Source organism: Luedemannella flava, from assembly GCF_039528515.1.
GTDB lineage: Bacteria > Actinomycetota > Actinomycetes > Mycobacteriales > Micromonosporaceae > Luedemannella > Luedemannella flava.
Genome location: NZ_BAAALT010000081.1, coordinates 1 through 23,321 on the forward strand (window position 1 = coordinate 1; position 23,321 = coordinate 23,321).

Consider the following 23,321-nt stretch of genomic DNA (forward strand, 5'->3'; position numbering starts at 1 on the left):
CGGCCACCAGCCCGCGCGCGGCCGCGAGCTGCATGCCGCCGCCGGGCGCGGCGTCATCGAGGGCCGCGTGACAGGCGGCGGCGATGGCGGCCAACGCCGCGGGCCGGGCCTGCGGCGTGACGTAGCGACGGGCCACGTCGCCGGCGGCGAACGCCACGACGTCCCGGAAGATCGTCACGTCGGTCTCGTTGCGCAGGCCGGCGGCCGCGAGCGTCACGAAGTCGGCGGGGCGCAGGTCGGCGTCGCGCACCGCGTCGGTGGCCGCGCCCCAGGCGAGCGCCCGGGCGAGCGGGTCGACCAGCGACGGGAGGACGCGGGGCAACGCCGCGGTGCCCGCCTCGTCGAACCGAATCTTGGCGAAGGTCAGATCGCCGTCGTTGAGCAGCAGCAGGTCACCAGGGTCGACGCCGGTCAGCGACGGGACGGGCGTGCGGCCGCCGTCAGTCGACGGGTCGAGGTCGACCTCGTGCCGCTCACGCAGGATCACGGCGCCCGACGGGTGCACCGCGTCGGGGTCGTCCGCGTCGACCGCTACCGCGTACACCCCGACGCCGATGCGGTGGGGGCGCAGCGTGGGGTGGCTGTCGGGGGCGGTCTGGGCCACCGCGACGGAGGCGTAGGTGCCGTCGGGGGCCAGCTCCACGACCGGCCGCAGCGTGTTGACCTGGGCTTCGCGCAGCCACACCCGCGCCCATTCGTCGAGGTCGCGGCCGCTGCTCGCGGAAAGTGCGGCGAGCAGGTCGGCGAGGGTCGCGTTGCCGTACGCGTGGGTCTGGAAGTGCTCGCGCAGCCCCTCGAAGAAGGCGTCGTCACCGAGCCAGGCGACGAGCTGCCGCAGCACGGAGGCGCCCTTGGCGTACGAGATGCCGTCGAAGTTCATCAGCGCGTGCTCGGTGTCCTCGACGCGGTCCGGCGCGATGGGGTGCGTCGAGGAACGCTGGTCGGTGCGGTAGCCCCAGGCCTTGCGGCCGAGGGCGAAGTTGACCCACGTCGACGTGTACTGCGTGGCCTCGGAGGTCACGCGGTAGCCCAGGTACTCCGCGAAGGACTCGTTGAGCCACAGGTCGTCCCACCAGCGCATGGTGACGAGGTCGCCGAACCACATGTGGGCCATCTCGTGCGCGATGATCATGGCGCGCTGCTCGCGCTCGGTGTCGGTGACCGCGGCCCGGAAGACGTACTCGTCGCGGAAGGTCACCAGCCCCGCGTTCTCCATGGCACCCCAGTTGAACTCGGGCACGAACGCCTGGTCGTACTTGCCGAACGGGTACCGGATGCCGAAGAGCTCGTGGAAGCGGTCGAGGCAGCGCCTGGTGATGTCGAACAGCTCCTCGGCGTCCTTGTCGAGGTGCTCGGCGAGCGACCGGCGGCAGTAGAGCCCGAGCGGGATGCCGTCGTGCTTGTCGGTGCGCACGTGGTAGGGCCCGGCGATCAGACAGGCCAGGTATGTCGGGAGGGGCCGGGTCGGGGTGAACTCCCACTGGCCGGGGCCGGTCTCGCGGCCCGCGCCGTTCGCGGCGACGACCCAGCCGACGGGCGCGGTGACGGTGAACGCGAGCGACGCCTTGAGGTCGGGCTGGTCGAAGCACGCGAAGATGCGCTGCGCCTCCTCCAGCGCGGACTGCGCCCCCAGGTAGACCTGGCCGTCGGCCGGGTCGGTGAACCGGTGCAGGCCCTCGCCGGTGCGCGAGTAGGTCATCGTGGCCCGCACGACGAGCGTGTTGTCGGCCTCGAGGCTGGGCAGGGGCAGTCGGTTGTCCTTGAGGGACGCCGGGTCGATCACCGCCCCGTTGAGCATCACCGTGTGCAGCTCAGCCGGTTTGATCTCGATGAAGGTGCCCTGCCCGGGCGCTGTGCAGGTGAACTGCACCGTCGTGGTCGACGTGAACGTCTCGCTGCGCTCCGCGTCGACCAAGTCAAGATCAATGTTGTACGACCGGACGCGGAGCAGGTGGGCTCGCGCGGCCGCCTCGTCCTGGGTCAGGCTCGCCATTACGTGAGCCTACGGTGTCGGACGGCGACGCGCGCCACCGTTGCGCCAGGTGCGGATCATCGCTATTCCCTGCCGCGCGGAACGAGATCGCGGATGACGCCGATCCGGGGCAGGCGCGGCGCCAGCGCCCGCAGCCGCAGGGCCAGGTCGACCGCGGTCACGACGGGCTCGTGGCCGGGCACGGTCAGCCCCAGCCACACCCGGAGCCACTCGGCCACCTCGGCCCACCGGTAGGTCGCCGGCGGGCCGGCCGCCGCGGGCGCCGGGAAGCGACCCCGGCCCGGCGAGACCGTCGCCCACAGCCGCACGGCGGTGCGCGAGCGGCCGAGCCGCGCCGCGATGTCGTCGACCGTCACGAGGTCCTCGTCGACCGCGCCGACCGGCGGCGCCCCCGCGAGGTCGAGGTCGCGGATCGCGGCCAGCATGGCGTCGAGGGTGCTGGGCGCGACGCGCCGCACCCAGATCCGCGAGCCGGGCGTCTCCGGGTCGCGTTGCGCGACCATGTCGTCGCCGAGCACCGCCGCCAGGTCGATGGATGTCAGGGTGTGCGCCAGCCGCAGCGAGAAGTCGTGTCGCACCGCGTCGTCGGCCATGGGTCGCCTCTCCGTTCCGGGGATCGCGTTGACGACCAGCCAACCAGCGTGGCGCCCGGCTGGGAGGGGCCAGCACGGGAGCGATTTCCGCGCGGGAGGGGCCAAACGATCTCCGCGGAACCGCGCCGCGGCTGTTACCGTGGGACCATGCCGACGACGCTGCGCACCACGAGCTGGTGGCCCCCGACCGGGCGGCCATCCCCTCTCGCGTAGCCTCACCGACCACGCGGCCGCCCCCACCGGGCGGCCGTTTTCGCGTTCTCCGACGGCGGCCCGGCCGGGCGGCCACCGCCGAAACGGAGTACTCACATGATCACAAGCGTCAGTCCCGACCGGCTCGCGCCGCCTCCCGGGGCCCGGCCACCCACGGCCCGGCGGCTGTCGGGCTTCAAACCGACCGGACGCCTGCAGCTGGGCAACTATCTCGGCGCGGTGCGACCGATGATCGAGTCGCAGCGCGACCACGAGCCGATCGTCATGATCGTCAACCTGCACGCGCTCACGGTCCAGCACGATCCGGCCCGGCTGCGCGACCACACCACCCGGATGCTGGCCACCCTGCTCGCCGCCGGTGTCGACACCAACCGCACCCTCTGTTACCTCCAGTCGGACGTGCCCGAGCACGCCGAGCTGCACTACCTGCTGGAATGCGCGACGGGGTACGGCGAGGCGGCCCGCATGATCCAGTTCAAGGAGAAATCCCGCGGAAACGCCGCGGTCCGCCTGTCGCTGCTGACCTATCCGGTGCTCATGGCGGCCGACATCCTGCTCCACGACGCCGACGAGGTGCCCGTCGGCGAGGACCAGACCCAGCACCTGGAGCTCGCGCGCGACGTGGCCAACCGGTTCAACACCCGATACGGGCACACCTTCGTGGTGCCCCGCGGCGTGACGCCGTCCGTGGCGGCCCGGGTCATGGACCTGGCCGACCCGATCTCGAAGATGGGCAAGACCGCGACGCACGACGGGGGCGTGATCTTCCTGCTCGACCCGCCCGACACGATCGCACGGAAGATCGCCCGGGCGGTCACGGACCCCGCGCCGGACGTCGCCTACGACCCCGACCGCCGGCCCGGCGCGGCCAACCTGCTGGAGATCCTGGCGGCGCTGCGGCCCGGCTCGACGCCCGCCGGCCTGGCCGCCGGCCTGGGCTCGTACCGGCACCTCAAGGACGAGGTCACCGAGGCCGTGGTGGAGGCGCTGCGGCCGCTGCGGGCCCGCTACGACGCGCTCATCGCCGACCGCGGCCACCTCGACCACGTCCGCCGCGCCGGAGCGGCCCGGGCCCGGGAGCGCGCGGCCCGCACCGTCGCGCGGGCGAAGGACGCGATCGGCATTCCCTGAAGAGCACCCGGCGGCGGTGTCCCGGATTCGCGGGACACCGCCGCCACAACCCTGGCGTATCGATCACGGTCGACCGGCGCAACCCGCCAACCAGCGGGAGAGGGTCGCGGGGCGTAACGGAGCGGCGCTAACCTGCGCGTGTTCGACCCCACCCCACGAGGTGCGCCCCCGATGCGCTGGACCCGATGGCCGCCCCGCCGCGCCCCGGCCCGGATCACCCTGGCCGCCGGCGCCGCGCTCGCGGTGCTGGCCACGATCGGCCTCACCGTGCTCGACGGCGCGCCCGACCGGGACCCGGCCCGGGCCGACCCGGGCCCCGCTCCCACCGCGGAACCGAACCCCAGCGCCGCGCCCCTGATCGCCACCCCGAGCCCCAGCCCTCCCCCGCCGGTCAAGCCGAAGGTCAAGGTCTCCGTCGACGTCGACGGCTGGTTCTCGTGGGCGTTCGTCGACCGCCTCGCCGACAAGGAGTACGGCTCCGCCAACCGGGACCTGACCCGCTTCTCGGAGTCGACCATCAAGGCCGGGCTCGCCGCCGACTTCCTGCGCCGCGCGAGCGCCGCCGGCGGGAAGCCCGCGCGGTACCGGCTGGACCAGATCCGCTCGATGATCCGCGACAGCAGCGACCCGATGGCCGACCGGATCTGGAGCGCCGGCGGCGAGGAACAGACGATCGCGCGCCTCGCCCGGGTCTGCGGGCTTCCCGACGCCGCCCCCTTCACCGACATGTGGAGCCAGACCTACGTCTCCGCCCGCGACCTCGCGCGGCTGGCCGACTGCATCGCCGACGGCACCGCCGCCGGTCCCACGTGGACCGACTGGCTGCTGAACGAGATGCGCCACGTGCGCGGCGAGGGCGATTTCGGCATCGCGCACGCGCTGCCGGAGGCCGACCGCGCCACGGTGGCTGTGAAGAACGGCTGGTACCTGCACACGGGCGACCGGTGGCAGGTCAACTGCATGGCGGTGACGGACGGCTGGTCGCTCGCCGTGCTCCTCAACTACCCCGGCCCGCGCGGCCTGCGCTACGGCGACCGGATCTGCCGCGAGGTGACCCGGCAACTGCTGCCCACGATCAGACACCTGCGGAGATGATCGACTTCTCCATGCACAGGCTGGCCGGATAACCCACGTACTGGCCGAAGTTGGGGATCTCGCGGAAGCCCGCGGCGGTGTAGAGGGCCACGGCGGCCGGCATGTCACGCCCCGTCTCCAGGCGCAGCGTGTGCCAACCCGCCGCGCCCGCCTGCCGCTCCAACGCGGCCAGCACCTGCCGCGCCAGGCCGCGCCCGCGCCACGCGGGCGCGGTGTACATGCGCTTCACCTCGCCGTACCCGTCGCCGAGGGGTTGCAGCGCGCCGCAGCCCACCGGTTGACCGCCGACCCGGGCGAGGACGAACGCGATCCCGTCGTGCAGGGCGAACACCACCGCGCCCGGGCCCTCCGCCTCGATGATCTCCCGCTGCTGCTCCGCCACGAGCGCCGCCAGCGCGGGGTCGTCCGGCGGGCAGGGCGCCACGGTCACTGAATCGATCACGTCCGGAGGATAGCGGCCCGGCCCGCAGCAGCCCGACCGAGAGCACCGCGAGCATCAGCAGCTCCACGCCGATGAGGACCCGCTCGACCAGGCCCATCAGGACCCGGTCGCCGGGAAACGAGACGTACCAGAACACACCCAGGCCCACGATGCAGACCACGCCGAGCCGGGTCACCGCGTGACGCGTCCGCGCGGACAGGCCCAGCCGCGCCAGCAGGCATACGGCGACCGGCAGCACGACGAACGCGGAGACCGACGCGTACCGGTGCACGTAGGCGGCCGTCGACATGCTGGTCGCGGTGACCGGGTCCGTGGGCACGAGCGCGGCGATGACCAGACCCACGGACCACACCCCGACGAGTACGACCGGCAGCACGCGCACCCGCGCCCCGGCCGCCACGAGCCCGGCGGGCAGGGCCGGCGCACCGAGCGCGAGGGCCACCATCGCGGCCTCGATCGCGGCGCCCCGGTCGGACAGCGCGTAGTCGCTCACGGTCAGCGTCAGCGGGTCGTAGCCCGGCCCGAGTCCGATGTGGCCGAAGACGGTCGCGACCACGGCGACGAGCAGGCTCAGCAACGAGGCGACGGCACAGGTACGCGGGGTCATTCCTCGATGGAACGCCCGCGCCCGCCGTCACGGATCCGGGGAACGCCCTGCTCCCGGCCCTGATTACCGGTCAGGGAATCAACCGACGAGCCGCTGCTCGCGGCCTCAGGGTGGGGCTAGCCCCAGTCCTCGTCCTCGGGTTCCTCCACCTGCGGCCGGGGGCCCGCCTCGGTCGCGGCCTGCCCGGCCGCGGCCTGTTCGGCCTCGACGCTCTCGTAGGGGCGCCGGCGCGCCTTGCGGGCGGCGAGCCGCTGCGCCGCCGACTGGCGGTGCGACTTCTCCTCCAGGCGCCAGTCGGTGCCCCGCTGGCCCGGCGTGTACTCCTCGCCGGCGTAGAGCGTGGGCTCCCAGTCGAACTCCCGGTCGCCGATGCGCACCGGGGAGCCCGGCTCCGCGCCGGCCTTGGCGAGCGCGTCCTCGACGCCGATGCGGGCGAGCCGGTCGGCCAGGTACCCGACCGCCTCCTCGTTGTCGAAGTTGGTCTGCAGCACCCAGCGGCGCAGCTTGTCGCCGTGCACGACGAAGGTGCCGTCCGGGTCCTCGGTGATGGTGAAGCCGGCGTCGTCGACGGCGCGCGGCCGGATCACGATGCGGGTCGCCTCGACCTCGGGCGCCGCGGCGCGCTCCCGGCCCACGATCTCGGCCAGGCCGTACACCAGCTCCTTGAGGCCCTCGTGGGTGGCGGCGCTGACCTCGTAGATGGGCCAGCCGCGCTCGGCGAGGTCGGCGCGCGTGATGTCGGCGAGGTCGCGCGCGTCGGGCACGTCCATCTTGTTGAGGACGATGACCCGCGGCCGGTCCTCCAGGCCGCCGTAGGCGGCGAGCTCGGCCTCCAGCACGTCGATGTCCTCGACCGGGTTGCGCTCGGTCTCCAGGGTCGCGCAGTCGACCACGTGGACGAGCACCGCGCAGCGCTCGATGTGCCGCAGGAACTGCAGGCCCAGGCCCTTGCCGGTGGCCGCGCCGGGGATGAGGCCCGGCACGTCGGCCACGACGAACGTGTCGTTGCCCGCGCGCACGACGCCGAGGTTGGGCACCAGCGTCGTGAACGGGTAGTCGGCGATCTTCGGCCGGGCGGCCGAGATGGCCGCGATGAGCGAGGACTTGCCGGCCGACGGGTAGCCCACCAGGCCGACGTCGGCCACGCTCTTGAGCTCGAGGACGACCTCGACCTGCTCGCCCGGCTCGCCCAGCTCGGCGAAGCCGGGAGCGCGCCGGCGGGTGTTGGCCAGCCCGGCGTTGCCGCGCCCGCCCCGGCCGCCGCGCGCGACCTCGAACGTGGTCCCGTTGCCGACCAGGTCGGCGAGGACCTCGCCGGACGCGGTCTGCACGACCGTCCCGTTCGGCACGTGCAGCACCAGGTCGGCGCCCTTGCCGCCGTCACGGTTCTTGCCGGCGCCGCCCGTGCCGTTCTCAGCGCGCACGTGGGGCTTGAAGTGAAAATCAAGAAGCGTGTGTACGCCGGGATCGACGGTGAGCAGCACACTCCCGCCGTGGCCGCCGTCACCGCCGTCGGGGCCGCCGAGCGGCTTGAACTTCTCCCGGAGGATGGAGACGCAGCCGTGCCCCCCGTTGCCCGCCTGCACGTGCAGGACGACCCGGTCCACGAAGCTGGTCACGTCGACATCCTTTCAGGCCCGATCGGGCGCTCAACACGAAAACGGCGGGCCGGGTAGCGCCCCGACCCGCCGTTGTTCGGCGTGTGTGTGTGGCTCCAGGTCAGACCTGGGCCGGCACGATGCTGACCGTCTTGCGGCCACGCTTGGTGCCGAACTGCACGGCACCGTCGGCGAGGGCGAAGAGCGTGTCGTCGCCGCCACGGCCGACGAGGTCACCCGGGTGGAACTTGGTGCCACGCTGGCGGACGATGATCTCGCCGGCGTTGACGACCTGGCCACCGAAGCGCTTCACGCCCAGCCGCTGGGCGGCGGAGTCGCGGCCGTTGCGGGAGCTGGACGCACCCTTTTTGTGTGCCATGTCGGCGCCTACTTCCCGCTCGAGATGCCGGTGACCTTGACCTGCGTCAGCGGCTGACGGTGCCCCTGGCGCTTGTGGTAGCCGGTCTTGTTCTTGAACTTGTGGATCCGGATCTTGGGGCCCTTGGTGTGGGCCACCACCTCGCCGGAGACAGCCACCTTGGCCAGCTTCGCCGCGTCGGTCACCAGGTTGTCACCGTCGACGAGCAGGACCGCGGTCAGCGACAGCGTGTCACCGGGCGCGCCAGCGAGCTTCTCCACCTCGATGACGTCGCCCTCGGCAACCTTGTACTGCTTGCCGCCGGTCTTGACGATCGCGTACATGGGACGCGGACTCCCTGTCGTTAAAAGTGATGACTCAGCAGGTCTGCTGGAGGTCGGTCTCGGCCGCCGGGACGGGAAACGCCCGCACACGCGGCAGCCTGACGCACGAGGTGCGCCACCGGCAAGAATACGCCATCGCGGCCGCACACCCAAACCGGGGTGCGAAGACGGGGCGGGCCAGCGCTGGCCCGCCCCGTCACCCGCTGCGCGCTAGCTCACGGGCAGAGCTTCTGCAGGTCGGCCACGGCCTTGTTCAGGGCCGGGTCGTTGAGGGCCTTCTCCAGCCCGGCGGAGTCCTTGACGCTGGCCAACTCGGACGACTTGGCGAACATCACGCTCTGCAGGTTGTCCAGGGCCGCCTTGACCTCCGGGTCAGCCGCAGCCGCGGTGCTGGCCGACTCGGCCGCCGTGGCGTACGCCTTCAAGGCGGCCTGTGCCGCCTTGTTGGCCGCCGCCGGGTCGTCGCCGCCGCCGGCCGCCATGACGGCGGCCAGGAACTCGGTGGCCGCCTTGTCCATCGAGCCCTTGATCTGCGCGCACGCCGCCGCGTGGTCGCCGGAACTAGCGGACGCGGACGCGGGCGCGGACGTGGCGACGGGGGCGCTGGTGGCCGTCGTCGTCGTGGTGTTTCCGGAGTCGTTGCAGGCGGCGGTGCCGAGCAGCGCCGCGGTCAGCGCGGCGGCAAAGAGCAGTCGCTTCGTCACGTCGTACTCCTCCGTGTGATCGGGGGGAAAAGCGCGGGCCCGCCCCTGGGCGGGCCCGCGTACTGACGGGTTCCTACCCGTCGGGCGTCGGTTCGACGCGTGTCAGGCGCCGCAGAGCTTGGTCATCGCGTCGTTGGCGGCCTTGACGTCGGGGTCCGAGTCGAGGGCCTGGAGCTTCTCCACGTCCTCGATGGTCTTGATCTGCGCGGCCTTCTTGGCGACGACGTTCACCCAGTCGGTGAGCGCCTTCTTCACGGCCGGGTCCTCAATGCCGTTGGACGCCGCCTGCAGGTCGGCAGCGAACTTGGTGGCGGCGGCCGTGATGACCTTCTCCACCTCCTTCGGGTCCTTGCCCGTGGCGCCCGCCGAGGCGGTCAGCAGCCCGGTGATCGCGGTGCCGACGGCGGCCTGGGCCTTGTCGCAGTCCGCCTTGGAGGCGGTGCCCCCGCCCGTCGGGGCGGCAGCCGCGGACGTCGGGGCGGCGGCCGCGGTGGTGGGCGCGGTCGTGGTGGTCGTGTCGCCGGCCTTGTCGCAGCCGGCGGCGGCCAGCAGGACGCCACCCATGATCGCAATGGCGATCAAGCGGTTCTTCACGGTTAGGTCTCCTCGATGTCTTCCGGGTCAGACGCCAAGGAGCGTAGGGGTAGGAGACAACCGGCGATCAGCAGATGTCCGACAATTCGCCGATTGCAACGAGATCGTTATAGCGTTCGATGACCCTCAATAAGTAATCGGACCTGCACACTTGCCCCGGCCCTCGGCCAAACTGTCGCGGATGCGTCGAGCGGCGAACATCACGCCGGCGTCGCGGCCCCAAGATCGCGACCGGGCGGCGGGAAACACCTTGTCCCGCGCGGAAGATCGCTGTTTCGAGGCAAGAACCCCGTCACAGCGCGGTTTCGTACCCCGAACGCCGATCATCCCCGCAAGCGTCCGCCATGGTCGGCATCCCGGGGCGGGAACAACACCGGGGCCGGGTGGCAGACCGCCACCCGGCCCCGGTGCCGCGATTACTTGGTCGGGCAGAGCGTCTCGAGCTGGGCGAGCGCCTTGGACAGCTCCGGGTCCTTCTCGAAGTCGAGCTTCTCGACGTCCGCGGCGGTCTTGACGGTCGCCAGCTTGGCCGTGACCACGGCGGCGAAGTCCTGCAGGGCCTTCTGGATCACCGGGTCGCCCGAGGCGGCACCGGCGGCCGTCAGGTCGCTGCTGAGCTTGGTGAAGGCCTTGGTGATCGTCTCCTGGGCGGCCGCGGGGTCCTGGTCCGACACGAGGGTCAGCGAGCCCAGGAAGTTCACCACCGCCGCCTTGAGCGCCGTCTCCGACTTGGCACATCCGTCAGCCGAGGCGCTGGCAGGCGCACTGGTCGCCGGCGCGGCGGCCGTCGTCGCCACGGTGGTGGTCGTGGTCTCCCCGGCCTTGTCGCACGCGGCACCGGTCAGCAGGACGCCACCCATGATCGCGATGGCGATCAAGCGGTTCTTCACAGTGAATCTCCTCGAGCTGTTCCAGATCGGATGCACGCAGCGTAAGCAACGGACGGGACCCGGATCTGCCAGATATTCACGTATTCCGGGCGATCGCTACACAAAAGTTATCGCCCAGTGTGTGAACCGTGATCCACGAAACAGACCGTTCACGGCCGGGTACGCCGCCGGGCGCCGCCCCTGCGGGTACGGCGCCGGCCGGCGGTGGTCTGCTCCTCGGCGAAGTCCTCGTCCAGGTCGTCGCCACTGGCCTCGACGGGCGCCACGGCGTCCTCGTCGACCTCGACGTCGGCGTCCAGGACGTCGCCCGCCCGGCCCCCGGACGACGCCACGGCCTTCACCTTGTCGGCGACGGTGCCGCGCGGCTTCTCGGACACCGGCTCAGTGTGGATCATCACGCCGCGGCCCTTGCAGTGCTCGCACGGCTCGCTGAACGCCTCCAGCAGGCCCTGGCCGATGCGCTTGCGGGTCATCTGCACCAGGCCCAGCGAGGTGATCTCGGTGACCTGGTGCTTGGTGCGGTCGCGGCCGAGGCACTCGGTGAGCCGGCGCAGCACCAGCTCCCGGTTCGACTCGAGCACCATGTCGATGAAGTCGATCACCACGATGCCGCCCAGGTCGCGCAGCCGCAGCTGGCGCACGATCTCCTCGGCCGCCTCCAGGTTGTTGCGGGTGACCGTCTCCTCCAGATTGCCGCCCGCGCCGGTGTACTTGCCGGTGTTGACGTCGATCACCGTCATCGCCTCGGTGCGGTCGAACACGAGGTGACCGCCCGACGGCAGGTAGACCTTGCGGTCGAGGCCCTTGAGGATCTGCTCGTCGATGCGGAACTCGGCGAACACGTCGCCCGCGCCGGTGTGCCGGCGCACCCGCTCGACCAGGTCCGGCGACACGTGCTGCAGGTACGCCTCGACCTCGTCGTACACCGCGGAGCCCTGGATGACCAGGTCGCGGAAGTCCTCGTTGAACAGGTCCCGGACGACCCGGATGACCAGGTCGGGCTCCGAGTAGAGCAGGGCGGGCGCGCCGCCCTCGCCCGACTTGGCCTGGATGTCCTCCCACTGCGCCTGCAGCCGCTTCACGTCGCGGGCCAGGTCGTCCTCGGTCGCACCCTCGGCGGCCGTACGCACGATCACGCCGGCGCCGTCCGGGACGAGGCTCTTGAGGACGTCGCGCAGGCGGCGGCGCTCGACGTCGGAGAGCTTGCGGGAGATGCCGGACGCGTTGCCGTGCGGCACGTAGACCAGGTGCCGGCCGGACAGCGCGACGTGGCTGGTGAGCCGCGCGCCCTTGTGCCCGATCGGGTCCTTGGTGACCTGCACGAGCACGGAGTCGCCCGACTTGAGCGCCTGCTCGATGGAGCGGGCCCGGCCCTCCAGGCCGGTGGCGTCCCAGTTGACCTCGCCGGCGTAGAGCACGGCGTTGCGGCCGCGGCCCACGTCGACGAACGCGGCCTCCATGCTCGGCAGCACGTTCTGGACCTTGCCGAGGTAGACGTTGCCGACCATGGTCGACGCCGACTGGCGGGTCACGTAGTGCTCGACGAGGATGCCGTCCTCGAGCACGGCGATCTGGGTGCGGTCGCCCTTGTGGCGCACGACCATCACCCGGTCGACCGCCTCCCGGCGGGCCAGGAACTCCGACTCGGACAGGATCGGCGGCCGGGTGCGGCGCTGCTCGCGCCCGTCACGGCGGCGCTGGCGCTTGGCCTCCAGGCGGGTCGAGCCCGACACGCCCTGGACCTCGTCCCCGCCGCGCCGCTTCGGCTCGCGGATCTTGACGACCACGTGCTCCGGGTCGTCCGGGCTGGCCTCGTCCGCGCCGGCGCCCCGACGGCGGCGACGGCGACGGCGACGGGTCAGCGACTCGTCGCCCTCGTCGCCGGCCTCCGCGGCCTCCTCGCCCTCGTCGCCCGGCTGCTCGTCGCCGCCCTCCGCGGCATCGAACTCGTCGGCGGGGCCGCGACCGCGACCGCGGCCACGACGGCCACGACGGCGCCGCCGGCGGCCGCCCGCCTCGTCGTCCTCGTCCTCGTCCTCGTCGGCCTCCGTTTCGACGGGCGCGACCGCCTCGACCTCGGCCTCGACAGGCGCCACCGCATCGCCACGGCGACGCCGACGGCGCGAGGGCCGCTCGGTGGCCTCCGGCTCGGCCTCGGCGGACTCGGCGGACTCCTCGACGCGCTCGGCCAGCGCGGCGAGCGTCGGCGCGACCGCGCCGGGCTCGGGCGCCATGAACAGCACGGAGATGGCGGGCGCGCCGCCGCGCTTGGGCGCGGGCGGCTCCTCGGCCACGACCGGCTGAGCCTCTTCCTCCTCCTCGCCCTCAAGATCGAGCGGGAGCGCCGGCGCGGGCTCCTCGACGGGGGTCACGGCGCGCCGGCGGGTCCGCCGCGCGGGCGCCGCGTCGGCGTCCTGCCCGGACACGCCGGTTTCGCGCTCTTCGTCAACATCAACCGCTTTGCGGCGGGTACGGCGCGCCGGCCGCGCCTCCGCCTCCTCAGCGCTGGCCGCGGCGCCGTCGGAGGCGCCCTCCTGACCATCGCCCACAGGGGTGTCGGCGGTCGTCTTCGCGACGCGCCGCGTGCGGGTCCGCTTCACGGGCGGGGCGGCGGGCTCTTCGGTCGGAACCGGGTTTTCCGCTGCCTCAGGCCCGTTGACCTCAGGCTCGTTGTCGAGCATCCGGACGTTCTCTCCAGTTCTGGCTGCCCCCGGGCGCGATTCACGCTGCCACGCAGGAGCCGCCGTCATGCTTGCGGAAGCGCGCCAGGGCGCGCCACCGAAGTCTGCCTTGCGCCGTCAGGCTGACGGCGCTCCGTCGACGCCACGCTCGCGGTCCGCCGCCAGCGGATCAACGATCTCACCCTGCGCGGTCAGCCCACCCTGCGCCAACCGGGTCGCGCGAGGCGGCACCGGTGGCACCAGGTCGGCCACAACACGCAGGCCGGCGAGGACGTCATCGGGACGTACGGACGGGGTGACCTGCCGTACGACAAGGTCGAGTATCGCACACACACCGTCACCGCCCCCGGAGGTCCGGGTGACCCCGGCGGGAACCGTCCCACTGGTCACACCGGCCACGAGCGACACGACCGCGCCGCGTACGTCGAAGCTCCGCATCCCCTGCTTGGTGAGCCGCTCGACGATCACCTCGGGCGCGGCGTGGAACGCCGTGACGGCGCGCGCCAGTTCGTCGGGCGCCACGCCGGTCAGTTCCACCCGCCAGGCGGACGCCTCGATCCGGTCGCTGAGCCCACCGGGCACCACCACCGGCACGGCGTCGAGCACGTCGAGCCCGGGCGACAGCGCCGCGTCGAGCGCCTTGATCAGCTCGTCCGGGTCGACCGAGGCGCGCAGGCCGATCTCCAGGTACTCCGCCTCGCTGGCCGTGCCCGTGGGCGCCGCGCTGGCGTACGAGATCTTGGGGTGGGGGGTGAAGCCCTGCGAGTACGCGATCGGCACGTTGGCGCGCTCGATCGCCCGCTCGAACGCGCGCGCGAAGTCCCGGTGCGACGTGAACCGCATGGGCCCACGCTTGGCGTACCGGATGCGCAGGCGCTGCACCACCGGAGCCTGATTCGACTCCGGCTGATTCTTCTTACCGATGGTGAACTCCTGTTAGGCGGGGGTGCGCAGGCCCTCGACGGGCGTGAGCGGCAGCATCTTGCGGCCGGTGGGCCCGATCTGGATCTGCGTGTCCTGGCTCGGGCACACGCCGCAGTCGAAGCACGGCGTCCAGCGGCAGTCGTCCTGCTCGTACTCCGTCAGGGCGTCCTGCCAGTCCTTCCAGAGCCATTCCTTGTCCAGGCCCGAGTCGAGGTGGTCCCACGGGAGGACCTCGGCCTCGTCGCGCTCCCGGACGGTGTACCAGTCGAGGTCCACCCCGAACGCCGGCAGCGTCTCGGCGGCGGCGGTGACCCAGCGGTCGTACGAGAAGTGCTCCGACCAGCCGTCGAACCGGCCGCCGGACTCCCAGACACGGCGGATGACCGCCCCGACGCGCCGGTCGCCGCGCGAGAGCAGGCCCTCGATCAGCGACGGCTGCCCGTCGTGGTACCGGTACCCGATCGCCCGGCCGAGCGACTTGTCCGAGTTGATGGCGAACTTGAGCTGCTTGAGCCGGTTGTCGATCACCTCGGGCGACGCCATCGAGGCCCACTGGAACGGCGTGTGCGGCTTCGGCACGAAGCCGCCGATCGACACCGTGCACCGGATGTCGCGCGAGCCGGTCGCCGCGCGGCCCGCCTTGATCACCTCGTGGGCGAGGCGCGCGATCTGCAGCACGTCCTCGTCGGTCTCGGTGGGCAGGCCGCACATGAAGTACAGCTTCACGTTGCGCCAGCCGTTGGTGTACGCGGTGACGACGGTGCGGATGAGGTCCTCCTCCGTCACCATCTTGTTGATCACCTTGCGGATGCGCTCCGAGCCGCCCTCCGGCGCGAACGTGAGGCCCGTCCGCCGCCCGTTGCGCGACAGCTCCTGGGCCAGGTCGATGTTGAACGCGTCCACCCGGGTCGACGGCAGCGACAGGGACACGTTCGAGCCCTCGTACTGGTCCGCCAGGCCCGAGCAGATGTCGCCGATCTCGCTGTGGTCGGCGCTGGACAGCGACAGCAGGCCCACCTCGCGGAAGCCGGAGAACTCCAGCCCCTCCTTGACCATCTGCCCGACCGTGGTGATCGACCGCTCCCGCACGGGTCGCGTGATCATGCCGGCCTGACAGAACCGGCAGCCGCGCGTGCAACCCCGGAAGATCTCCACGGCGTACCGCTCGTGCACGGTCTCCGCGAGCGGGACCAGCGGCTTCTTCGGGTACGGCCAGGCGTCGAGGTCCATGGTCGTGCGCTTGTGCACCCGGAACGGCACGTCCGGGCGGTTCGGCACGACGCGCTGGATGCGCCCGTCGGGCAGGTAGTCCACGTCGTAGAAGCGCGGCACGTACACCGACTCGGTGCGCGCGAGGCGCAGCAGCAGCTCGGTGCGCCCGCCGGGCGAGCCCTCGGCCTTCCACCGCCGGACGATCGCGGTGATCTCCAGCACCGCCTCCTCGCCGTCGCCGAGCACGGCGGCGTCGATGAAGTCGGCGATCGGCTCCGGGTTGAACGCCGCGTGCCCGCCGGCGACGATCACGGGGTGCGACTCGTCCCGGTCGGCGGCGATCATGGGGATCCCGGCCAGGTCGATGGCGGTGAGCAGGTTCGTGTACCCCAGCTCGGTGGAGAACGAGACGCCGAACACGTCGAAGTCGCGCACGGGGCGGTGGGCGTCGACCGTGAACTGCGGCACGCCGTGCTCGCGCATGAGCGCCTCAAGATCGGGCCAGACCGCGTACGTCCGCTCGGCCAGCACGTCGGGCTGCTCGTTGAGCACCTCGTAGAGGATCTGGACGCCCTGGTTCGGCAGCCCCACCTCGTAGGCGTCCGGGTACATGAGCACCCAGCGCACGGTCGCGCCGGCCCAATCCTTCACGGACGCGCCGAGCTCCCCACCCACGTACTGGATGGGCTTGCTCACCCGGGGCAGCAACTGCTCCAGCTGAGGCCACACGCTGGTAGAACTCTCGACGGACAACCCGAACCTCCACGCACAATTCAACCCATCGAGAGTACGCGCTCCCGACGGCGGCGCGCCTAGCGGGCGACCCTGGGTGCGTACTTCGGCACGTACTCCTGGCCGGTGAGCTTCTGGATCTCGGCCATGATCTCGTCGGTGATGGCCCGCAGCGACGAGCTGTCGTTGTCCCGGCCGTCGAAGTGCATCGGCTTGCCGAACCTGATCGTGACCGGCCCGAAGCTCGGGAACTTCTGGCCGACCGGTTGGATCTTGTCCGAGCCCGTGGTGCCGACGGGGATGACCGGAACGCCGGCCTCGAGCGCCAGCCGCGCCATGCCCGTGCGACCCCGGTAGAGCCGCCCGTCCGGCGAGCGGGTGCCCTCGGGGTAGACGCCGACCAGGTCGCCGCCCTTGAGCGCCGGCACGGCCGCCTCGAAGGCGTTCAGCGCCGCCCGGCCACCCTCCCGGTTGACCCGGATGGCGCCCAGGCTCTCCATGAGGTTGCGGAAGAACCACCCGGTGAGCCCGGTGCCCGTGAAGTACTCCGACTTGGCCCAGAACGCGATGTGCCGACGGATGACAGCGCCCATGAAGACCTCGTCGGCCACGGAGAGGTGGTTGCCGGCCAGGATCGCGCCGCCGGTGGCCGGGATGTTCTCCAGGCCCTCGACCGTAGGCCGCCACGCGAGCCGAATCGCGGGCGCCACCGTGTACATACCGACCGTGTACAGCAGCGGCACGCGTACTCCTTACAACTACCCCAGGACGTCGCCCTCACTTTAGTAGATCGCGCCGGACCCGCTCGACACGCCGCCAGCAGCGATTCTCCGCACGGACCGGTGACACCCTTTCCGCCGGGTGCCACCAACCCGGTTGGGGTCACCGTGGGCGAGAAGGGCCGCTTCGTCATCCCGATCGCGGTCCGGCAGGCGGCCGGCGTCGGCGTCGGCGACGAGCTGATCGCGCGGGTGCTGGCCGACGGCCGGATCGTCCTGGAGACCCGGGCCGCCATCGCGAAGCGGATCCGCGCGCGCTTCGCGGGCGAACAACGCACGGAACGACACGACACGAGCGGCGTGCGGGACACCGCCGCCGCCGCACGAAGGACTGATAGGGCCGCTTTCCGCCCACGAATCCACATCAGACTGATCAACACCGTCGAGCGGTGGGGCGGGCGGCCCGGTATCACGGGGCCACCCGCCTCACGTGTCACGCCTTGGCGACCGTCACGCGGACGGTGTCGCCGTCGCCGGCCTCGCCCTCGAAGGCGCCCTCGCCGGCTTCGCCGAGCGTGACGGCGTTCGCGAGCACCTCGCCGGCGACGAACTCCCGGTGGGTCTCCACGGCCGCGCCGACCGCCGCCGGCCCCTCGACGACGACCGTGATCCGGTCGGAGACGTCCAGGTCGGCGGCCCGGCGGGCCTGCTGGACGACCCGGATGACGTCCCGCGCCAGGCCCTCGGCGGAAAGCTCCGGCGTGACCTCCGTGTCCAGCACCACCACGCCCGCCGACAACGGGGCCGAGCGCTCGGGGTCCGCGGCGACGAGCTTCAGGTCGTACTCCCCTTCTGCGAGGGTGACGCCGGCGGCGAGCGGGCCGGCGTCGGTGAGCGACCACTCCCCGGCCTTGACCGCCTTGATGACCTGTTGCACCGCGCCGCCGAGGCGCGGGCCGAGGGCACGCGGGACCACGGTGAGGACCTGCTGGCAGTAGGTCGACACGTCGTCGGCGAAGTCCACGGACTTCACGTTGACCTCGTCGGCGATGAGGTCCGCGAGCGGGCGCAGCGCCGTGGCGTGCGGCGTCGCGACCGTGAGGGTACGCAGGGGCAACCGCACCCGCAGGCCCTTCGCCTTGCGCAACGACAGCGCCGCCGAGCACACCTCCCGCACCTGGTCCATGGTGGAAACCAGGGAGTCGTCGGCGGGGAACTCGTCGGCCGCCGGCCAGTCGGTCAGGTGCACCGACCGCCCACCGGTCAGGCCGCGCCAGATCTCCTCCGACACCATCGGCGCGAGCGGCGCGACGACCCGGCACAGGGTCTCCAGCACCGTGTAGAGCGTGTCGAACGCCTCGGCGTCGCCGGCCCAGAACCGGTCCCGCGAACGGCGCACGTACCAGTTGGTGAGCGCGTCGAGGTAGGTGCGCACGGTGCCGCACGCCCCGGTGATGTCGTACGCGTCCAGCTGCGCGGTGACGTCGGCGACGACGTCGCGGGTCTTCGCCAGGACATAGCGGTCGAGCCGGTGCGTCGAGTCCGTTCGCCGCGTCGCCGTGTAACCCTCCGCGTTGGCGTACAACGAGAAGAAGTACCAGACGTTCCACAGCGGCAGGAGCACCTGGCGCACCGAGTCGCGGATGGTCGTCTCGCTGACCACCACGTCGCCGCCGCGCAGCACCGGCGAGGACATGAGCGTCCAGCGCATGGCGTCGGCGCCGTAGACGTCGAACATCTGGTACACGTCGGGGTAGTTGCGCAGGCTCTTGGACATCTTGCGGCTGTCGTTGCCCAGCACGATGCCGTGCACCACGCACGAGCGGAACGCGGGCCGGTCGAACAGCGCCGTGGCCAGCACGTGCAGCGTGTAGAACCAGCCGCGCACCTGGGGCTGGTACTCCACGATGAAGTCGCCCGGGTAGTGGTGCTCGAACCAGTCGGCGTTCTCGAACGGGTAGTGCACCTGCGCGAACGGCATGGAACCCGACTCGAACCAGCAGTCGAGCACCTCCGGCACCCGGCGCATGGTCGACTTTCCGGTCGGGTCGTCGGGGTTGGGCCGGGTCAGGTTGTCGACGAACGGCCGGTGCAGGTCGGTGACCTTGACGCCGAAGTCCTGTTCGAGCTGCTCCAACGATCCGTAGACGTCCACGCGCGGGTAGTTCGGGTCATCGGACTTCCACACCGGGATCGGCGAGCCCCAGAACCGGTTGCGGCTGATCGACCAGTCGCGGGCGTTGGCCAGCCACTTGCCGAACGAGCCGTCCTTGACGTGGCCCGGCGTCCAGTCGATCTGCTGGTTGAGCTCCACCATCCGGTCGCGGAACGTGGTGACCGCCACGAACCACGACGACACCGCCTTGTAGACCAGCGGCGTGTCGCAGCGCCAGCAGTGCGGGTACGAGTGGGAGTACGACTCGTGGCGCAGCACGACGCCGCGCTCCTTGAGGTCGCGGATCACCGGCTTGTTCGCCTCGAAGACCTGCATCCCCTCGTACGCCGGGACGAGCGCGGTGAACTTGGTGTGGTCGTCGACGGTCACCACGGTCGGGATGCCGACCGCGTTGCACGCGTTCTGGTCGTCCTCACCGAAGGCGGGCGCCATGTGCACGATCCCGGTGCCGTCCTCGGTGTTCACGAAGTCGCCGGACAGCACCTGGAACGCGTTGGGCCCCGCCTGCTCGACGAGGAAGTCGAACAGCGGCTCGTAGCGGCGGCCCACCAGCTCGGCGCCACGCACCGTGGCGACCGGGGTCCAGTCGCCGAACTCCTTGGCGTAGGCGCCGACGCGGGCCGCGCCGACGTAGACGCGCTCGCCCTCCGGGCTCTCCAGCAGCGTGTACTCGATGTCCGGGCCGACCGCGACCGCGAGGTTCGACGGCAGCGTCCACGGCGTGGTGGTCCACACCGCGAGCTTCTCGTCCGAGCCCACCAGCTGGAACTTCACCGTCAGGGCGGGGTCCTGCCGGTCGCGGTAGACGTCGTCCATGCGAGTCTCGGTGTTCGACAGCGGGGTCTCGCACCGCCAGCAGTACGCCAGCACGCGGAAGCCCTCGTAGATGAGGCCCTTCTCGTGCAGCGTCCTGAACGCCCACATGACGCTCTCCATGTAGGGCAGGTCGAGCGTCTTGTAGTCGTTGGCGAAGTCGACCCAGCGGGCCTGGCGGGTGACGTAGCGCTCCCACTCCTGGGTGTAGCGCAGCACGGACGAGCGGCAGGCGTCGTTGAACTTCTCCACACCCAGGTCGAGGATCTCGGCCTTGGTGGAGATGCCGAGCTGCTTCTCGGCCTCGACCTCGGCGGGCAGGCCGTGGCAGTCCCAGCCGAAGCGGCGCTCGACCCGGCGCCCGCGCATCGTCTGGTAGCGCGGGATCAGGTCCTTCGCGTAGCCGGTCAGCAGGTGACCGTAGTGCGGCATGCCGTTGGCGAACGGCGGGCCGTCATAGAAGACGTACTCGTTGGAGCCGTTCTCGCCGGCGGGCCGGGCCTCGACGCTCGCCTCGAACGTCTTGTCGCCCGCCCAGTAGTCGAGCACTCCGCGCTCGACCTGGGGCAGGTCGGGGCTGGCCGGAACGCCGGCGCCGGACGTGTGCTTCGGGTAGGCCATGGCCCGCTCGCTCTCCTCCTGCGTGGCATCGGCCGCCGTCGGCGACCGAGGTGCTGCACGCGAGGACGAGCTTCCCGCCCGCGGTACCACCTCGCTTGGTCATCCTGGGATGACCCGCTTGTCGTCAGCTGTGACGGGCTGGTCCCGTCCGGTTCTACTGAGGCTGGCGCCTGTTCTTCCGGAGGCTCACCGGTGATTGCCGGGTCGATGCCGTTGCCCGCCAGATTACCCGAGCGGGCACCCGGCCGCCCAACGGGTTAGGCGCCGCCGGTCAGCTTCGCCGTCCGCCACAGCACCACGTCCTGGACCTGCTCCGGCGGGCCGAACAGCTCGGTCAGCGCGGCCTGCAGCGGCGCGGCGTTGGTGCGCTCCGGGGCCAGCACGATCAGCCCGGCGTTCCAGTACCGCAGGTCCTCGATGGCCGACCGCCGGTCGGCCTCCGTGATCGCCGGCACCTTGCCGCTGCGGTTGACCTGCCGCAACAGGATCGACAGCGGCCGCGGCGTGGAGGAGAACTGGGCCCCCTCGCCGTCGGGCGTCGGGATGATGAAGTACCCACCCGGGGTCGCGAAGCCCATCCGCGTGTTGGCCACCCAGCGGGCCCCGTCCATCGCCCCGCTGTAGGGCACCGGGGCGGGCATGACCGTGGTGCCCTCCGGCAGGTAGTCCTTCCAGGTCCCCGACGTGAAGAACGCGGGCAGCGGTTGCGGCTTGATGATGGACAGGTCGGTCGGCGCCGCCGGGGCGACGGCGACCACGACGGCCAGCGTGCCCACGACCCGGACGACGAGGTCCGACGGGCGCCACGGCGTCCGGACCGGGGCCGCGGTCGGCACGGGCGCGGCGTGCTTGCCGGCGAGCTCCGCCTCGGTCGGTTCGACGGCCGGCGCGAGCGGGCGCGGCCCCCACAGGCGGTCGCCGAGCAGGGCCAGCACCACGCCGACGAGCGGGATGAGCACGAGCGACAGTCGGGTCGACATGGTCAGGTCGAACGGCGGGATGCGCTTGAGCAGGGCCCACGGGCCGTTCAGGCCGCTGTCGTGGCCGTTGATGATGACCTCGCTGCCCAGCGACAGGATGAAGAAGACCACGATCGCTACGCCGGTGAGCCGGGCCGCGAGCCGGCGCCGCCACAGGAACGCCACCGCCAGCGGCACCAGGATGACCATGGGCCAGCCGTAGAACGTGTTCTCCTCGGTGACGTTCGCGGCGAGCCCCTTCGCGGTGGCGTCACTGCCGAACCAGGACTCCCGCGCGTACGCCGTGAACGAGGCCAGGTCGGCGTAGTAGCGCTCGGGCTCGAACGGCAGCCCGTGGTATTTCATGGGGCCGAGGAACTGGAACCACAGCGGGTAGGCCAGCAGCGCGAACGCCACGCCCGCCGCCACGCCCAGCCCGCCCAGGAACGGCCGCCACACGGCGAGCGCGGCCCGCGGCCGCATCGCGATGTAGGTCAGCGTGACCACGCCGCACGTGAGCGCGGTGAGCAGCAGGATCTCCTCGCCGATGAACACCTGGTAGGTGATGAGCAGGCCGAGGATGAGGCCGTTGCGCACGGCGCGCCCCTCCTCGCGCAGGCGCAGCACGCGCCACACGATGAACGGCACCAGGATCTGGGTGGCGATCTGCAGGTGGCTGCCGATCGACTGGGAGATCATCCCGGGGGCGAAGCCGCAGAACGCGCCGGCGACCAGCGCCGCGAGCCGCGAGGTCACCAGGTGCCGGGACAGCACGAAATACCAGCCCCAGGCGGTCCCCGCCATGGCGAACACCAGCAGGATCTTGAAGGTGACGAGCGGCCCGAACGCCAGCGTCACGGGCGTCAGCGGGATGCCCAGGCCGAGCACCGAGGTGTTGGCCATCATGTTCACGCCGTCGGGCGTGTTCATCGAGTACGCGAAGAGCGGGTTCTCCCACGCCGTCACCGAGTGGGCGGCGTGCGCCAGGAACCACTCGAAGAGGGCGTTGTCCGACCCGCCGAGGGCGGCCAGCATCGTGCCGTGCACGTCGCGCCACAGCCCGGCGGTCACGCCGAAGGCCGCCGCGACGTAGCCGACGACGGCGAACAGGTCCCACGCCAGCCGGCGGGCACGCCCCGTCCGCACCGGGGTCGCCGGCGCCTCTTCGTTCGTCGCGTCCAGGCTCTCCGGGGCCTGCACGTCCACGGATGCGCTCATGTTGTCCTCAGACCGAGTGGGCGGGAAACCAGAGCGCGATCTCGCGCTTGGCGCTGTCCGGGGAGTCGGAGGCGTGCACGAGGTTCTCCCGGTTGGACAGCGACAGGTCGCCACGGACCGTGCCGGCGGCCGCCTTACGCCCGTCGGTCGCGCCGATGAGGCCGCGCACCACCTCGATGGCCTGGTCGCCGCTCAGGATCAGGGAAACGAGCGGGCCGCTGGTCATGAAGGCCTTGAGCGGGGGGTAGAAGTCCCGGGTGACGTGCTCGGCGTAGTGCGTGTCGGCCAGCTCGGCGTCCATCGTGCGCAGCTCCAGCGCGTCGATGGTGAGGCCCTTGCGTTCGAATCGGCCGATCAGCTCGCCGACCAGGCCGCGACGGACCGCATCCGGCTTGATCAGCACAAGCGTACGCTCGGTCACCAGGATCACCCTTCATCGCGCGCGGACCGGCTCCGCAACCGACCCGAGCGTAGCGGCAGTCTCGGACGGAGCCTCACGATCCCCCCGCCCGCACGCTCGCGGCGTCCCCGTTCGTCCCTTTTGTGTTTGTCCCCGACCCGCTGTTCTGCTCCGGGCGGTATCAACGCGCCGTCGGCCGGCGCGCCGCGCCACCCGGGCACCAGCGCGGCCGGGTCGGCCGCGGTGGGCGCCAGCGCCCAGACGCCCGGGGCGTGGTGGCCGTCGAGCCGCGCCCCCGCACCCC

19 protein-coding genes and 1 pseudogene are annotated in these 23,321 nt (G+C 71.7%); 3 read left to right on the forward strand and 17 right to left on the reverse strand.

What is annotated here, in order from left to right:
• A partial coding sequence (gene pepN, locus ABD211_RS15225) for an aminopeptidase N (protein ID WP_344131267.1) occupies positions 1-1,993 on the reverse strand: 1,993 nt, incomplete at its 3' end.
• 62 nt (positions 1,994-2,055) lie between these two features.
• The gene (locus ABD211_RS15230) at positions 2,056-2,586 is read right to left on the reverse strand and encodes a hypothetical protein (protein ID WP_344131270.1); all 531 of its coding nucleotides are present in this window, start codon (positions 2,584-2,586) and stop codon (positions 2,056-2,058) included.
• Positions 2,587-2,895: 309 nt separating this feature from the next.
• Here ABD211_RS15230 and trpS point away from each other — a divergent pair, with 309 nt between their 5' ends.
• Positions 2,896-3,930 carry a tryptophan--tRNA ligase gene (gene trpS / locus ABD211_RS15235; RefSeq protein ID WP_344131273.1) on the forward strand — a complete coding sequence of 345 codons (1,035 nt, stop codon included), beginning with the start codon at positions 2,896-2,898 and terminating at the stop codon, positions 3,928-3,930.
• A gap of 171 nt (positions 3,931-4,101) precedes the next feature.
• Entirely contained in the window at positions 4,102-5,025 is a 924-nt protein-coding gene (locus ABD211_RS15240; RefSeq protein ID WP_344131276.1) for a hypothetical protein, read from the forward strand.
• Here the strand turns inward: ABD211_RS15240 and ABD211_RS15245 are convergent.
• From ABD211_RS15245 to ABD211_RS15300, 12 genes and pseudogenes are all read right to left on the reverse strand, one after another.
• Positions 5,006-5,467, reverse strand: a complete 462-nt coding sequence (locus ABD211_RS15245) for a GNAT family N-acetyltransferase (protein WP_344131279.1) — start codon at positions 5,465-5,467, stop codon at positions 5,006-5,008. The two genes, ABD211_RS15240 and ABD211_RS15245, sit on opposite strands and share 20 nt — an antisense overlap.
• 94 nt (positions 5,468-5,561) lie before the next feature.
• Positions 5,562-6,074: pseudogene (locus tag ABD211_RS33905) on the reverse strand (DUF998 domain-containing protein); the annotation flags it as partial.
• A 116-nt stretch (positions 6,075-6,190) separates the two neighbouring features.
• Positions 6,191-7,693, reverse strand: coding sequence for a GTPase ObgE (gene obgE, locus ABD211_RS15255; protein WP_344131284.1), 1,503 nt, complete (start codon positions 7,691-7,693; stop codon positions 6,191-6,193).
• A 100-nt stretch (positions 7,694-7,793) separates the two neighbouring features.
• Entirely contained in the window at positions 7,794-8,051 is a 258-nt protein-coding gene (gene rpmA / locus ABD211_RS15260; RefSeq protein WP_344131287.1) for a 50S ribosomal protein L27, read from the reverse strand.
• A gap of 8 nt (positions 8,052-8,059) precedes the next feature.
• Entirely contained in the window at positions 8,060-8,374 is a 315-nt protein-coding gene (gene rplU, locus ABD211_RS15265) for a 50S ribosomal protein L21 (RefSeq protein WP_344131290.1), read from the reverse strand.
• A gap of 215 nt (positions 8,375-8,589) precedes the next feature.
• On the reverse strand, positions 8,590-9,078 hold the full coding sequence (locus ABD211_RS15270) for a hypothetical protein (protein ID WP_344131293.1): 489 nt from the start codon (positions 9,076-9,078) through the stop codon (positions 8,590-8,592).
• 102 nt (positions 9,079-9,180) lie between these two features.
• On the reverse strand, positions 9,181-9,672 hold the full coding sequence (locus ABD211_RS15275) for a hypothetical protein (protein ID WP_344131296.1): 492 nt from the start codon (positions 9,670-9,672) through the stop codon (positions 9,181-9,183).
• 416 nt (positions 9,673-10,088) lie between these two features.
• Complete coding sequence (locus ABD211_RS15280; protein ID WP_344131299.1) at positions 10,089-10,562, reverse strand: hypothetical protein; 474 nt, start codon at positions 10,560-10,562, stop codon at positions 10,089-10,091.
• A 149-nt stretch (positions 10,563-10,711) separates the two neighbouring features.
• Positions 10,712-13,243 carry an Rne/Rng family ribonuclease gene (locus ABD211_RS15285; RefSeq protein WP_344131302.1) on the reverse strand — a complete coding sequence of 844 codons (2,532 nt, stop codon included), beginning with the start codon at positions 13,241-13,243 and terminating at the stop codon, positions 10,712-10,714.
• A gap of 117 nt (positions 13,244-13,360) precedes the next feature.
• On the reverse strand, positions 13,361-14,086 hold the full coding sequence (locus tag ABD211_RS15290) for a TIGR03936 family radical SAM-associated protein (protein WP_425560417.1): 726 nt from the start codon (positions 14,084-14,086) through the stop codon (positions 13,361-13,363).
• A gap of 93 nt (positions 14,087-14,179) precedes the next feature.
• Positions 14,180-16,132: a TIGR03960 family B12-binding radical SAM protein gene (locus ABD211_RS15295; RefSeq protein WP_344131308.1), complete on the reverse strand. Its 1,953-nt coding sequence runs from the start codon at positions 16,130-16,132 to the stop codon at positions 14,180-14,182.
• 59 nt (positions 16,133-16,191) lie between these two features.
• Complete coding sequence (locus ABD211_RS15300) at positions 16,192-16,854, reverse strand: lysophospholipid acyltransferase family protein (RefSeq protein WP_344131311.1); 663 nt, start codon at positions 16,852-16,854, stop codon at positions 16,192-16,194.
• Positions 16,855-16,998: 144 nt separating this feature from the next.
• Here ABD211_RS15300 and ABD211_RS33910 point away from each other — a divergent pair, with 144 nt between their 5' ends.
• The gene (locus ABD211_RS33910) at positions 16,999-17,409 is read left to right on the forward strand and encodes an AbrB/MazE/SpoVT family DNA-binding domain-containing protein (protein ID WP_425560415.1); all 411 of its coding nucleotides are present in this window, start codon (positions 16,999-17,001) and stop codon (positions 17,407-17,409) included.
• Here the strand turns inward: ABD211_RS33910 and ileS are convergent.
• The 3 genes from ileS to ndk form a co-directional block, all read right to left on the reverse strand.
• Positions 17,324-20,440 carry an isoleucine--tRNA ligase gene (gene ileS, locus ABD211_RS15310; protein ID WP_344131317.1) on the reverse strand — a complete coding sequence of 1,039 codons (3,117 nt, stop codon included), beginning with the start codon at positions 20,438-20,440 and terminating at the stop codon, positions 17,324-17,326. The two genes, ABD211_RS33910 and ileS, sit on opposite strands and share 86 nt — an antisense overlap.
• Before the next feature lie 257 nt (positions 20,441-20,697).
• Positions 20,698-22,617: a glycosyltransferase family protein gene (locus tag ABD211_RS15315; protein ID WP_344131320.1), complete on the reverse strand. Its 1,920-nt coding sequence runs from the start codon at positions 22,615-22,617 to the stop codon at positions 20,698-20,700.
• A 7-nt stretch (positions 22,618-22,624) separates the two neighbouring features.
• Positions 22,625-23,038, reverse strand: a complete 414-nt coding sequence (gene ndk / locus ABD211_RS15320) for a nucleoside-diphosphate kinase (RefSeq protein WP_425560416.1) — start codon at positions 23,036-23,038, stop codon at positions 22,625-22,627.
• Between the last annotated feature and the right edge of the window lie 283 nt (positions 23,039-23,321).